Source organism: Streptomyces sp. BL1, from assembly GCF_057628045.1.
Genome location: NZ_JBXYWZ010000002.1, coordinates 1,429,217 through 1,442,259, shown reverse-complemented (window position 1 = coordinate 1,442,259; position 13,043 = coordinate 1,429,217). Strand labels below are relative to the sequence as shown.

Sequence of the window (13,043 nt, the reverse complement as noted above, 5' to 3'; positions counted from 1 at the left end):
TGCATCCCAGCACCAGTTCTGTCTCTTTACAAGACGTAACTCTGATGTATCTTCGACGAAACTGGTGGAGCGAATCCCTTCGGAGTCCCCTGTGGAACGAGTTGTCCAGTTCACCGGCCCGCGTCAGGTGGAAGTCGCCGAGCACGAGAGCGCCCCGCTGCCGCCCGGCCATCTGCGCGTCCGCACCCGCTACTCGGGCATCTCCGCGGGCACCGAACTCACCGCGTACCGCGGCACCAACCCCTATCTGACCCGCACTTGGGACCCCGAGGCGCGGCTCTTCCGGGACGACGAGGCCGGCATCGCCTACCCGGTCGCAGGGTGGGGGTACTCCGAGGTCGGCGAAGTGACCGAGCTGTCCCCCGAGTTGACGGGCCGGCCCGGGATGCCCGCCGTGGGAGACCTCGTGTGGGGCATCTGGGGGCACCGCAGTGAGGGCATCGTCCCCGCCGAGCGCATGACGGGGCACGCCCTGCCCGCCGGGCTGGAGCCCCTCGCCGGCGCGTTCGCGCGCGTGGGTGCCATCGCGTACAACGCCGTACTGGGCGCGGGCATCCGGCTCGGCGAGGACGTCGCCGTGTTCGGGCAGGGCGTCATCGGGCTGCTCACCACCCGCCTCGCCGAACTCAGCGGCGCCCGCGTCACCGCCGTCGACGCGCTCCCCGAACGCCTGGAGACGGCACGCCGGTACGGTGCGGCCCGCACCCTCGACGCCCGTACGGACGCCGTCGCCGAACGCATACGGGACGAGACCGCGGGACGCGGAGCGGACGCCGCCATCGAGATCAGCGGCGCCTACCCGGCACTCCACGAGGCGCTGCGCTCCGTGGCACCCGGCGGCCGCGTCATCGCCTCCGGCTTCTACCAGGGCGACGCGGGGGCGCTGCGGCTCGGCGACGAATTCCACCACAACCGCGTCCAGTTGATCTGCTCGCAGATCGGCGGAGTGCCGCCGGAACTCGCCGGACGGTGGACCGTCGACCGCCTCCAGCAGACGTTCCTGCGGCTCGTCGCCGACGGACACGTCGACGTGAAATCCCTCGTCAGCCACGTCATACCGGTGACCGAAGCCGCCGACGCGTACGTCCTGCTGGACGAACGCCCCCAGGAAGCCCTCCAGATGGTCCTGGAGTTCTGAGCCGGGGGCGCGGGAGGGAGCTCCGGGCCGGAGCTCCGGGCCGCGCCGCCGTCCGTGGGTCCGGCCGTCCGTAGGTCCGGCCGCCGTGGGTCCGACCGTCGCACGCCGAACCGTCGCACGCTGTGAGCCGCACGCTGTGAAAGGCACCGAAGCATGTTCCAGACCGCCTGCCAGGAACAACTCCTCCCCGGCGAAACCCTCCAGGAGAAATGGGAGTTCGCACGCGCCGCCGGATACGACGCCATCGAACTGCGCGGCAAGGGCGACTTCCACTTCCGCGACCGGCTGCCCGAACTCCGCAGGGCACGCGCCGACGGCGTCGTCATGCCCACCGTCTGCGTCGACATGCTGCACTTCTTCGCCGCGTTCGACCCGGACCGGCGGCGTGACGCCCTCGCCCAGATGAAGTCCCAGCTGTCCGTCATCGCCGAACTCGGCGGCACCGGCGCCCAGACGCCCGCCTCGTACGGCATGTTCTCCCGCAGACTGCCGCCCTTCGAACCGCCCCGCAGCGAGCAGGAGGACCGCGACGTACTGCTCCACGGGCTCACCGAGCTCGGCGAACACGCGCGCGCGGAAGGCGTCTCTCTCTTCCTCGAACCCCTCAACCGCTACGAGGACCACATGGTCAACAGGCTGGAACAGGCAGCCGAGTTGATCCGTACGGTCGGCCTCGACTCGGTCCGCATCGGCGTCGACAGCTACCACATGAACATCGAGGAGGCCGACCCCGCGGCGGCCCTTCTCGACGCCGCCCCGTACATCGGGCACGCCCAGGTCAGCGACTCCAACCGGTTCCAGCCCGGCGCCGGGCACCTCGACTGGGCCGCCTGGCTCGGCGCCCTCGACAGCGCCGGCTACACAGGACACCTCGCGCTCGAATGCCGGCTGACCGGCGACCCCGCCGACGCCGTCCGCTCCATCCCGGCCTTCCTCGCCCGGGCGGCCCGGTGACCGGGGCACTCCTCACCCCGGCCGGCGCCGCGCAGCACCTCGGACGTGACACCGGACGGGACGGGCTGCGGCGCGCCGCACGCCGCGTACTGTTCCGGAACTGGACGGGCCGCTCCACCGTGCCGTCCCACAGCCTCTACCCGCACCAGTGGAGCTGGGACTCGGCGTTCATCGCCATCGGCCTGCGCCACCTCTCACCCCTGCGCGCCCAGCAGGAAATCGAGACGCTGCTCGGCGCCCAGTGGCACGACGGACGCATCCCGCACATCGTCTTCAACCCGGCCGTGCCCCTCGACGCCTACTTCCCCAGCCCCGACTTCTGGCGCTCCACCACGGCCGGCGCCCCCGCCGGAGCACCCCGGTCCCCCGAGACCTCCGGCATCGTGCAGCCTCCCGTCCACGCCCTCGCCGCGCTGCTGGTGCACCGCGCCGACCCCGGCCTCTCGCGTCGGCGGGGCTTCGCGGCGCGTGTCTACCCGCGGCTCGCCGCCTGGCACCGCTACCTCACCACCAGCCGCGACCTCGGCGGCCACGGACTCGCCGCCATCGTGCACCCGTGGGAGCCGGGCATGGACAACAGCCCCTGCTGGGACGGCCCGTTGACGCGGATCGAGCCCGCGGCGCCCGGCTCTTTCCGCCGCGCCGACCTCGACCACGGTGCCGCCGCCGACCGGCCCACCGACCTCGACTACGGCCGCTACGTACGCCTCGCCGCCGCCTACCGCGACCGCGGCTACCGGGACGCCGGAGACCCGCACCCCTTCGCCGTCGAGGACCCCGGCGTCAACGCGCTGCTCATCGCCTCCGAACACGCGCTTGCCGAGCTCGCGTCCCTCGTGGGGGACGCGGGTTGCGGGGGCGTCGACCCCGATGTCCACCGGGAGCGGGCGGAACGGCTGACAGCGGTGCTGGTGGACCGGCTGTGGGACGCGGACACCGGCCAGTTCCTCAGCCGCGACCTGCACGACGGGCAGCTCGTACGGGAACGGAGCGCCGCTGGACTGCTGCCGCTCATCGCCCCCGGACTGCCGCGCCCCCTGGTGAACAGCCTGCTGGCGACCGCCGCCGGCGAACACTTCGGCCTCGGCGACACCGTTGCCATGCCGCCCAGTTACGACCTGCACGGGCCCGCCTTCGACCGGTGCCGCTACTGGCGCGGCCCCGCCTGGTTCAACGTCGCCTGGCTGCTGGAACGCGGCCTGCGCGCACACGGCGAGACCCCGCAGGCCGACGCGCTGCGGACCGCGGCACTGGACGCAGCGGCCGGCTCCCGGTTCGCCGAGTACCTCGACCCGTACACGGGGGAGGGGCGTGGGACCCGCGACTTCAGCTGGACGGCGGCTCTGGCGCTCGACTTGCTGGCGTCGTCTGGAGAGCAGGGGTCAGGCACATCCACGGGAGAGCACACGTGAGCACGAACGGGACGCAACTGCTCGTCCACGACGGCACCTTCGCCGTACTCGACCCCGCCGGCGACATCAACGGCACGCCCGGAACCACACCCGACGGACTGTTCCGCCGCGACGCCCGCCACCTCAGCCGCTGGCAGCTCACCACCGACGGCGCGGCGCCCACTGTGCTCGTCCCCGGCGGCGACGGTACGGCTGCCGTTCTGACTCCGCCCGGCACCCGCGCCGCGCCGCCCGCCTACACCGTGTTCCGTGAACAGGCCGTCACCGCCGACACGTTGACCGAACTTCTGCGCGTCACCGCCAACGCGGACGAGACGACGACCGTACGGCTGGCCGTCACCATGGACGCCGATTTCGCCGACCAGTTCGAACTGCGGGCCACGCGCCGTACGTTCGACAAACCGGGCGCCATCCGTACCTGTACCGAGCGCCCTGAGGGCGTCACCTTCACGTACACAAGGGACGCATGGCACTCCCGTACGACAGTCGTGGCCGACCCGCCGCCCGACAGCACGGTGCGCGCTGACGCACCGAGCGACAGTTTGACCGGTACCGCCCGCACGTTGACCTGGCTCCTGACGCTCCTACCACACGGCACAGCGGAAATCCGGCTGCGGGTCACGGCAGTTCCGCACGGGGTGCCGGAGCCCGCGCCCTGCGATGAAGACCCTGCGCATGTGCACGCCCGACTGGCCGCGGAAGCCCACCGGTTCAGCGCGGAGCAACCTGCCCCCGCCACCCTCGCCGACTGGCCCGAACTCGCCCGCGCCTGCGAACAGGGACTCGCCGACCTGGCCGGCCTGCGCGTCACGAGCCACGGGCCGGACGGTGAGCCACTTCGCGTACCGGGCGCGGGAGTTCCCTGGTTCCTCACCCTCTTCGGCCGCGACTCCGCCCTCACCTCCCTCTTCGCCCTCCCGTACCGTCCGGCCCTCGCAGAGGCCACGCTGCTCGCGCTCGCCGCGACCCAGGCCCGGCACGACGACCCGGAACGGCTCGCCCAGCCCGGAAAGATCGTCCACGAGGTGCGGCACGGCGAACTCGCCCACTTCGGGCAGGTGCCCTACGGCCGCTACTACGGCTCCGTCGACGCCACGCCCCTCTTCCTCGTACTCCTCGCCGCGTACGCCGAACAGCAGCCTGAGGGCGCCGAGTCGGGCGGAGCCGCGGGAACTTCGGGACCGGGCAGCGCTCTTGCCCGCCGCCTCGAAGGGCACGCCCGGGCCGCCGTCGACTGGATGTTCCGGGACGGCGGACTCGACACCCACGGGTTCCTCGCGTACGAGCCCCACGTGGGCGGACTCGCCCACCAGAACTGGAAAGACTCACCGGGCGCCATCTGTTCGGCCGACGGTACGCCGCCCACCGGCGCGGTCATGGTCGCCGAAGTGCAGGGCTACGCGTGCGACGCGCTGCGCCGTACTGCACGCCTGGCCCGCACCATCTGGCACGACGAGCCCTACGCGGAGCGGTTGGAGAGGGAAGCGGCCGCGCTCCGCCGCCGGTTCGCCGACCGCTTCCTGCCACCGGGCCAGGACTTCCCCGCCCTCGCCCTCGACGGTACGGGCCGCCGCCTGGACGCCCTCGCCTCCGACGCCGGGCACCTGCTGTGGTCCGGCATCCTGGACCCGGCCGCCGGGCGCGCCGTGGGACGGCGGCTGCTGGAACCCGACTTCTTCTCCGGCTGGGGCGTACGCACCCTTGCCGCGGGCGGGCGCACGTACCACCCGCTGTCGTACCACCGCGGCAGCATCTGGCCCCAGGACAACGCGCTCATTGCCCTCGGCCTCGTCCGGTACGGCCTGCACGCCGAGGCCCGTACCGTGGCCGAAGGGATGATCGCCGCCGCGGCCCGGCACGGGTACCGGCTCCCCGAAGTCCTCGCCGGATACGGCCGCGACACCCACCCCGGCCCCGTCCCCTACCCCCACGCGTGCTCCCCGCAGGCATGGGCTGCGGCGACCCCGCTGGCGCTGCTCACGGCATTGCGGGCGGAACAGGGGCGTGACCAGGGGGAATTCGGGGGAGAGGAGCTTGACGGGGCTTGACTCGGCTTGACGGCGGGTGAGGCGGAGGGCACGCCGGGTCATTTACTCCAGGTAATCGGAGGTTAGTGCGCCCCACGGAGCCCCGTACCGCGGGACCGTCACCGGCGTCTAGGATCGTGAGTGCCCCCACGTACCCTGAACCAACTGGTCAGCACTGTCATGCCCCTGATGCGCCATGCCCGGATCTCCCTCGCCGTGCTCTCCCTCCTCGCTCTCAGCGCCTGCGGCGGAAGCTCAACGCAGAGTGACAAAGCTGTAGTTCTCACCGTCCCCACCTGGACCGGCGGACAGGCCAACGGCGCGGTCGCCCGCTACCTCCTGGAGAAGAAACTCGGCTACAAGGTCCAGCTGCGGAAGATGGACGAAGCGGACGCCTGGACGGCGATCGGCACGGGCAAGGCGGACGCCATCCTCGAGGACTGGGGCCGCAAGGCCGAACAGCGCAAGTGGGTCCAGCAGAAGAAGACGGTCGTGCCCGCCGGTTCGCTCGGCGTGAAGGGCCAGACCGGCTGGTACATCCCGACCTACCTCGCCGACCGGCACAAGAACATCACCGAATGGCAGCACCTCAACGACTACGCTTCTCTGTTCGCCGGCCGGAACGGCGGCAGCACGGGTGAACTCCTCGAAGGCTCCAAGCAGTTCCTCACCCACGACGAGGAACTGCTGAAGAACCTCAACCTCAACTACCGCACCCGCTACGCGGGCAGTGAACAGGCGCAGCTCAAGGAGATCCGCGAGCGCGCCGCGAAGAAGGAACCCTTCCTCACGTACTGGTGGCGCCCGCACTGGGTGGGCGAGGAAGTCGAACTCACCAAGGTCAACCTGCCCGGCTACTACGACGGCTGCGACAGCGGACAGCAGAAGGTGGTCTGCGGCTACCCGGACGCCGAACTGCAGAAATACCTCAACACCGGCTTCAGCAAGAAGGGCGGCGACGCGGCCACCTTCCTCAAGAAGTTCCAGTGGAGCGAGGAAGACCAGAACAAGGTCGCCAAGCGCATCGCGGAAGACGGCCTTTCGGCCGACGCCGCCGCCGAGGAATGGGTCAAGCAGAACCCCGAAACATGGAAGATCTGGCTCTGGGGCCTCGGCGAAGACGAATAACCCCTGTGCCCCGGGGCCCCATTGACCGACGACGCCCCGCGCGCGTGTCACCGCCGATGACACGCGCGCGGTGCGTACCGGTGCACGCCGGTACGCGCCGGACTGCGTAAGTGTGGGCGGGCCGGGACGTAACCGCGCGCTCATTCGCCGCCATGTCCGACGGTCGGCGTCAGGGCCGGCGGCCGGGGCAGGTCGGTCACTTCGTGCCCCCGCCCGTCCGGATGTGTCTTGCAGGGCGAACCGGACCCACCGTCGAGCCGGTTGAGGTGCTGTTCCCAGGTGAGACTGACTTCGTAGCCGTCCTTCCGTTCGGCCCTGAGCGACCAGCTTCCGGCCCGGCCCAACGCCTCGAACTCGGTGATGCGCCACCCGCGCTCCACGAGGTGGCTGCGGGCCCGGCGCAGAGCCGCATAGCCTTGCTCCTTGCCCACCTTCCCCAGCATCCAGCCGTGATGGATGCGGAACGATCCCTTCTCTGGTTCGCCGGCGATGCTCTCCAGCCCGTCGGGGTAACAAATGTCGGGGCTGAGGGAGTTTTCGTTTCCCGTTTCCCGGTCGAACGACCCTTCCGGCACGGACCGGTTGATGTCCAGCGCAGCGAAGGTGTCCTGCGAGTGACCGAAGACGCGCTTCGCCACAGGGAGCGGTCGAGCGGTGGGGTATCCCTCGGGCCAGGCGCGTTCTGCCGCATAAGTGACGATGATGCCGGCGATCAATACCACCGGCAGCAGCAAGGCAACTCCGCATCCCTTGCCCGCGGTCTTCAGCGCAGAACTTGCGGATTTCTCGTCCTCGCTCATCACCAGGACGCTAGGACTTCCGCAGGCCCTCCGTAACGGCGGAGTGGCTCACGGCCCATGAGTACCGCTACTCACTTCCGGACTTCTTGTGGCCGCAGCCGGACACAGGAGCCCGGAGCACCCACGGCGGAAGTCTCTTACGGCGCAATGGAGATGAAGGCGGGCCCGCTCTCCTAGGCTGAGCTGTATGGGGTTGGCCGAGTGGGCGTATGCGTTGTCCGGGGCGATGCTTGCCGAGGCGTTGCCGCGGCGTTGGGCGCACTCGCTCGGAGTTGCCCGGCGCGCTCGTGAGCTCCAGCCCGTCCTCGGAAACGACGCCGAGTTGCTGGTGGCTGCCGCGGTCCTGCACGACGTCGGGTATGCGCCCTCCATCGCGACCACGGGCTTCCACCCGCTCGACGGGGCGCGCTTCCTGCGGGAGCAGGAGAACGCCGACGAGCGGGTGGTACGGCTCGTGACGCACCACTCCTGCGCGCTTCTGGAGGCGGAGAAGCGCGGCCTGCGGGACGAACTGGAGCAGGAGTTCGCCATGGAGCGGCCCGAGTTGGTGGACACGCTCATCTTCTGCGACATGACGACCACGCCGGACGGCGAGCGCACAGAGCCGGCCTCCCGCCTGGCGGAAATCGCGAAACGGTACGGGCCCGGCGACCTCGTCACGCAGTTCATCCACGCCGCGGCACCGGAGATTCACGCGGCGACCGAACGCGTCGAACAGCGCATGGCGAAGGCAATACCGGGTTAGCCGCGCGGCTGCCGTCGCAGCACGAACCGCGCACACGCCGAGAGATCCGGGAGGCTTTCCGCGTATGGGACCGCAGTCCACGGAGGCGTACTACGCGATCCGTGGGTGGATCGACTCCGGAGACCTGGAGCCCGGACAGAGGATCCCGAGCGCGCGCGAACTGGAAGCGGCCCTCCCCGTGAGGCGCACCGCGCTGCGGCAGGCGCTGGCGCGCCTCGTCTCGGAGGGACTGCTGGAGGTTTCCGGCCGCAGCACCTACCGCGTCGCGGGCGGCGTCAGCGTGCAGCGTCCAACCGGCGTGGAGCCGTGGAGGATTCACGGCGAGCGCCGCGTCTACGAGAACCGGTGGGTGAACCTCGACCTCGTCGACGTCGACCCGCCCGGCGTGGAGCGTTTCGAGCACCACGTCGTACGGCTGCACCACGTGTCGGTCGCGGCCGTCGTCGACGACAGGGACCGGGTGCTCATGCTGTGGCGGTACCGGTTCGTACCGCGGGCGTTCGGCTGGGAGCTGCCCGGCGGCATCGTGGACCCGGGCGAGGACCCGCAGGCGGCCGCGGCCCGCGAGGTGGAGGAGGAGACCGGCTGGCGGCCGGGGCCGCTGAAGCACATCTCGACGTTCCAGCCTATGGGCGGGATGGTCGACTCCCCGCACACCGTGCACATCGGCCGCGGCGCCGAACACATCGGCGAGCCGACCGACGCGGAGGAGGCCGGCCACGTCGAATGGGTACCGCTCGGCGACGTACGCGGCCTCATGGCCCGGGGCGAGCTCATGGGCGCCGGAACGCTCGTCGCCCTCAACTATCTGCTGGCCCATCCCGGTCAGCTCCCACCACCCACGGACGAGCCCGCGTGAGCGGACTGCACGCCCCAACAACACTCAGGGCCGGTCTCCTTGGAAGAGGAGACCGGCCCTGAACTGCCGTGCTGCTGTCGGGACGGCGGGATTTGAACCCACGACCCCCTGACCCCCAGTAACGTCCGATCAGTTCTCCTGCCTGCGGCGGATGTTGAAGCCGCTGGTCAGAGCCTTGGTATGGGTTGGTCTCGGTAGGCCTCGGCGCGCCAGGAGAACAAGATCATCTCCCAAATTTCTCCCAACCTTGCGACGCGGTGGCGACCGGACTGCCTGGGTCGGCGGGCGAGGACGGAGCGGACGGACATGATGGGCAGACGCGCCCGGGGTGGCTATTCGCTGCAGCCGGCTTCGGGCGACCCGGATGGTCTGGTGTGCCTTCGCGATGGTGGAACACCGGCGGACGGTGGGTCGGGTGCGAAGCCTCAGTCGCTGTGATGCGGGGCCCACTCGGCTGGGGAGGCGCGGGTGCGATCTGTTGAGTTGGCCTCTTGGCACTTGAGTTGGCCCGGTTAAGCGTCAGAGTTGCCCCTTCATTATTGAAGGTCAGCACGGTCGCCCTCGCCGAGCATGGGATGCCATGTCGGCGGTGTCCAATGCGTCATCAAAGGTGTTGTTGGGCGAGGTGGCGTTGCAGTTCGATGTGGCGGAATTGGTATACGGGCCCGACCTGCCGCAAGACGCCGCGGTGTTCGTGCGCGTCGTGCAAGAACGACGTCAGCCCCCGCGGTGCTTTGCGGCGCACCAACAGGTAGGCCTGGGCCAGTACGAAGTGTGGCCAGACTGAATTCTGTAGCCCGACCGTGAGCCCGAACGCGAACCCAACCGAGAGTCCGAACGTGAGCCAGTCCCTGGGGCCGAACGCGAGCCCGAGCGCGAGCCCGAGCGCGAGCCCGCCCCCAAGCGCAGTGACGAAGGCTCTACGGTCTGCGCGAAGCAGCGTGACTGGTCCCATGCTAGAGGCCAAGTCGGGCTCCTTCGGCATGAGCCCGATCCCAAACCCTACGGCGAACCCGACAACGAGCCCTAGCACAGGTTCAGCTGTGGCCCCGCTCCAGAGCGAGAGCACGAGCCAGGCCGCGAGCCCGAGCGCGAGACCGTTCACTAGCCCGCCCACGAGACTGCCTGGCGACCAACGAAACCCGATGCTCGGAGTGACGTAATCCCGTCCGAGCGTGGGTTTTGACACGATCCCGCCCGCGAGCCCGCCCGCGACCCCGCCCGCCAGCACGCCCACGGTTCCGCCTGCGGACATGGCCACGAGCAGGACCAAGAGCACGCTTACGAGCAGGCCTGTGAGGCGGCGGGCGTATGCCGGGGTGACCTGTGTGAGTTCCCACCAGGCTAGGTCCGGGCTGCCGTGGCGTTGGTGTTCGAGGAAGTGAGCGAGGGTGACGAAGGCGCGGTGGGCTTGTTGGCTGCTCCAGTGGGGTGGGTTGGGGGAGTCAGGGGCGTAGGCGGCCGGGATGAATGCGTTGAACAGATGCCGATCCACTGCAGCACGGTCCGGAAAGAGCTCGGTGTCGCACAGCCCGGCCGGGTGCGGCACCTCGGCAGTGGATGCGGCGCCAGGGCGGGGGTTGTAGATGGTGCGGGCCAGGAACAGCCCCAGTGGGGTGCTCAGTGCTTGCCCGGCTGGCGAGGTGGTGCCCAATTCGGCGGCTACGGCATTCCATCGGGCAGCGGCGGGGGTGTGTGGGCCACCCGCGTCCCGGCGAAGGTAGGCGGCTGCCCGATCGGGGGTTAGGGGGAGGAGTTGGATGGCGGCGGCGCCGTTGAGGCGGACCGTGGGACCCGGACCGCTCAGCGCGGCCCGGTAAGCGGCGGCGCGGGCGGCCAGGACGAGGGGCTGACGGGTGGGCAGGGCCCGGTTGAGGGCATGCAGGGCGCGCTGGTGAAGGCCTCGGGGCAGCTCGTCGAAACCGTCGAACAGGGGCAAAATGCGACCGGTCTCTAGAAACGCCTGGGCCAGATCCCCCGAGGCGGCGGAGGTGGTCGTGGCGGGAGCCGGAGCGCGCAGGCTGGGGTGGGTACGTCGCAGCTGGTTGGCCAGCCACGTCTGAAGCGGCTGGTCCGGATTCCAGGAGGCGAGGGAGAAGAGCACAGGTACCGGCTCATCGTCGGTGCGGCGGGCGAGGAGGTCCTGCAGCAGCCGCATCAGCAGCACGCTCTTGCCGGCTCCGGGCTCTCCCAGGACCACCAGGCGCTGGGTGGGTACCCGGTCGGTGAACACCTCCCCGATCCGGGCGCCCTCGCCCGCCAACTCAGTGGCCTGATGCGGCCATTGGGAGGGGTCCCCGGGGGGCCCGCCCGGCCACGCGCGGGCCAGCTCAGTCAACAGCGGCCAGGGCTCGGCAAGATCCTCATCCGCGGCACGCCAGGGGACCGGTAGCGGATAGGGGTCGTTGACCCGGCGCACCGCAGACTCCGCGTCCCATTGCCTTCTGACCGCTACCGCGAGCTGCCCGGCCGCCTCGTCCAACGCCGGAGTCGACCGTTGTCGGCGCCACAGCTGCACGACTCCAACAAGGACGGCAGGAACACCGAGGAGCGCGATATACGCGCCGATCACACTGCTGGCCTGATCGGCTTCTTCCAGCCCATCGAGGCGGAAGTAGTAGAGCGTCACTCCGATGAGGAGCGCCGCGTACAACGTCGCTCCGACCCATTTCATCCCCCGACCGGTCATAGGTTCAGCATGGCGGCAGCACCCCCTGTTGGACAGCCACTGCGTCACTGGCACCGCGGCGGTCTCTGCCCTGGTCCTGGCTTGGTCGGAGGCGATGCTGGGAGCAGCAGCACGGCATCCATTGGCCCGGACCCGCTGGCATGCGATGTCAGTGGGGCCAACTGTGACGCTCAACTGGGCCGACTCAAGCGCTAAGTCTCACAGGGGCGATCTTCAGTGTGCGCTGCATGCGATCTAGTCTCGAACGTGTGAGCGACTGGATTGATCGGGCGTGGCCGTGGGCGCGGGCGACGATGCCCGACGGCCAGGCCCTCGACGTGATCGTCACCGCGCGTACCCGCACCACGGATGGGGAGTGGTGGTACGAGTGCGAGGTGATCCTCCCCGACCGGCACATCCACCCTGACGGGCGGACGAAACCGACGGCGGCCGTGGCTCCGATCAACGTGCACTCCGACGACGTCGTACCGATACCCGGCGAGCGGTACGACGCGGTGCCCACGACGGGCGCGATTGCCGGGCGGCAGTGGGTGCTGTCCCGTATTCGGCTGCAGGTGGCGGATGGGCCGGAGTGGCGGCTGCACCGCTGGGACTGCTGGCAGGTGAGCGGTGAGCAGCAGCGCATCACCGAGGCGGAGGCCTGCGCCTCCGTACTGGGGGAGTCGGGCGCAACGCCGGTGCAGATCTGTGACGTGTGCCGGCCCGATCGAGCGCTGACTGAAATGCGCAGCTCCTAGAAGGGAGCCGAGCCGTTGCCGAGGAAGTCCGCTCTCCCCTGCAGGTTCGTAGCTGTGATCATGCCCGTGCCCTCTTCGCCAGCGGGGAATCGCAGGGTGATCGTCTTGCGCATGAAGCGGTGAAAGTCCTCGTTGGGGCCATCCGCGAAAACGACGCCGCCCCAACCGTCCCCGTCACCTTCAAGGTCGGCTTGCGCCTCGGCCTGTTCGTCTCCGTCGATCAGGCGCACTTCCCCTACATATTTGTTCATGAGTGCCTCCCTCAACGGCGGTTGCGTTTCCACCGTGCGACGACGACACGGTATCCGCATGCTGATCACGTGAGCCTCCGTCCGCCGATCACCGTCGCTCTCGCCCGCCGCGTGACGAGACTGCCCTCGGGGGATCGGTGGGCGTTCGAGCCGAAGCTTGACGGTTCTCCAGACACTTGAGAGGTGTCTCGCCCAGGTGGTCACTGACGTTCGCTTTCCGGTCGAGGCGAAGCGCAGTTGGGGCGGTGCTTTGGTTGCGGCGCGCTGGTGTGGGGTGTGTGCTGCTGACAGGCGGCTCGTGTC

11 protein-coding genes are annotated in these 13,043 nt (G+C 69.8%); 8 read left to right on the top strand and 3 right to left on the bottom strand.

Annotated features, from left to right (window positions below; all coding sequences use genetic code 11):
- Nucleotides 1–91 precede the first annotated feature (91 nt).
- The 5 genes from AC3AGO_RS06550 (at nucleotide 92) to AC3AGO_RS06530 (ending at nucleotide 6,659) form a co-directional block, all read left to right on the top strand.
- Nucleotides 92–1,138 (top strand): zinc-dependent alcohol dehydrogenase, encoded by a 1,047-nt coding sequence (locus AC3AGO_RS06550; RefSeq protein WP_487819172.1) that lies wholly within the window; start codon nucleotides 92–94, stop codon nucleotides 1,136–1,138.
- A 153-nt stretch (nucleotides 1,139–1,291) separates the two neighbouring features.
- Nucleotides 1,292–2,092, top strand: coding sequence for a sugar phosphate isomerase/epimerase family protein (locus tag AC3AGO_RS06545; protein WP_487819171.1), 801 nt, complete (start codon nucleotides 1,292–1,294; stop codon nucleotides 2,090–2,092).
- Nucleotides 2,020–3,504, top strand: a complete 1,485-nt coding sequence (locus AC3AGO_RS06540; RefSeq protein ID WP_487819170.1) for an MGH1-like glycoside hydrolase domain-containing protein — start codon at nucleotides 2,020–2,022, stop codon at nucleotides 3,502–3,504. Before AC3AGO_RS06545 ends, AC3AGO_RS06540 begins: the two co-directional genes overlap by 73 nt.
- A complete protein-coding gene (locus tag AC3AGO_RS06535; protein WP_487819169.1) occupies nucleotides 3,501–5,552 on the top strand; it encodes an amylo-alpha-1,6-glucosidase in 2,052 nt (683 codons plus the stop codon). The genes AC3AGO_RS06540 and AC3AGO_RS06535 overlap by 4 nt, the downstream gene beginning before the upstream one ends.
- A 120-nt stretch (nucleotides 5,553–5,672) precedes the next feature.
- Entirely contained in the window at nucleotides 5,673–6,659 is a 987-nt protein-coding gene (locus tag AC3AGO_RS06530) for a glycine betaine ABC transporter substrate-binding protein (RefSeq protein WP_487819168.1), read from the top strand.
- Between the two features lie 140 nt (nucleotides 6,660–6,799).
- On the opposite strand, the gene AC3AGO_RS06525 is transcribed toward AC3AGO_RS06530, so the two are convergent.
- The gene (locus tag AC3AGO_RS06525) at nucleotides 6,800–7,459 is read right to left on the bottom strand and encodes a hypothetical protein (RefSeq protein WP_487819167.1); all 660 of its coding nucleotides are present in this window, start codon (nucleotides 7,457–7,459) and stop codon (nucleotides 6,800–6,802) included.
- A 187-nt stretch (nucleotides 7,460–7,646) separates the two neighbouring features.
- Between AC3AGO_RS06525 and AC3AGO_RS06520 the strand changes: the two genes are divergently transcribed.
- Entirely contained in the window at nucleotides 7,647–8,204 is a 558-nt protein-coding gene (locus tag AC3AGO_RS06520) for an HD domain-containing protein (RefSeq protein ID WP_487819166.1), read from the top strand.
- 64 nt (nucleotides 8,205–8,268) lie between these two features.
- Nucleotides 8,269–9,063 (top strand): NUDIX domain-containing protein, encoded by a 795-nt coding sequence (locus tag AC3AGO_RS06515; RefSeq protein ID WP_487819165.1) that lies wholly within the window; start codon nucleotides 8,269–8,271, stop codon nucleotides 9,061–9,063.
- A 604-nt stretch (nucleotides 9,064–9,667) separates the two neighbouring features.
- On the opposite strand, the gene AC3AGO_RS06510 is transcribed toward AC3AGO_RS06515, so the two are convergent.
- Complete coding sequence (locus AC3AGO_RS06510; RefSeq protein ID WP_487819164.1) at nucleotides 9,668–11,752, bottom strand: NACHT domain-containing protein; 2,085 nt, start codon at nucleotides 11,750–11,752, stop codon at nucleotides 9,668–9,670.
- A gap of 248 nt (nucleotides 11,753–12,000) precedes the next feature.
- Between AC3AGO_RS06510 and AC3AGO_RS06505 the strand changes: the two genes are divergently transcribed.
- Nucleotides 12,001–12,489 (top strand): DUF6233 domain-containing protein, encoded by a 489-nt coding sequence (locus AC3AGO_RS06505; RefSeq protein WP_487819163.1) that lies wholly within the window; start codon nucleotides 12,001–12,003, stop codon nucleotides 12,487–12,489.
- On the opposite strand, the gene AC3AGO_RS06500 is transcribed toward AC3AGO_RS06505, so the two are convergent.
- The gene (locus tag AC3AGO_RS06500; protein WP_487819162.1) at nucleotides 12,486–12,740 is read right to left on the bottom strand and encodes a hypothetical protein; all 255 of its coding nucleotides are present in this window, start codon (nucleotides 12,738–12,740) and stop codon (nucleotides 12,486–12,488) included. The genes AC3AGO_RS06505 and AC3AGO_RS06500 overlap by 4 nt on opposite strands.
- Nucleotides 12,741–13,043 lie beyond the last annotated feature (303 nt).

Bases quoted from the DNA above. Each gene is read 5' to 3' on its own strand.
- AC3AGO_RS06545 (WP_487819171.1), top strand. From the start codon at position 1,292: ATGTTCCAGACCGCCTGCCAGGAACAACTCCTCCCCGGCGAAACCCTC.
- AC3AGO_RS06540 (WP_487819170.1), top strand. From the start codon at position 2,020: ATGCCGGCTGACCGGCGACCCCGCCGACGCCGTCCGCTCCATCCCGGC.
- AC3AGO_RS06525 (WP_487819167.1), bottom strand. From the start codon at position 7,459: ATGAGCGAGGACGAGAAATCCGCAAGTTCTGCGCTGAAGACCGCGGGC.
- AC3AGO_RS06520 (WP_487819166.1), top strand. From the start codon at position 7,647: ATGGGGTTGGCCGAGTGGGCGTATGCGTTGTCCGGGGCGATGCTTGCC.
- AC3AGO_RS06515 (WP_487819165.1), top strand. From the start codon at position 8,269: ATGGGACCGCAGTCCACGGAGGCGTACTACGCGATCCGTGGGTGGATC.
- AC3AGO_RS06510 (WP_487819164.1), bottom strand. From the start codon at position 11,752: ATGACCGGTCGGGGGATGAAATGGGTCGGAGCGACGTTGTACGCGGCG.
- AC3AGO_RS06500 (WP_487819162.1), bottom strand. From the start codon at position 12,740: ATGAACAAATATGTAGGGGAAGTGCGCCTGATCGACGGAGACGAACAG.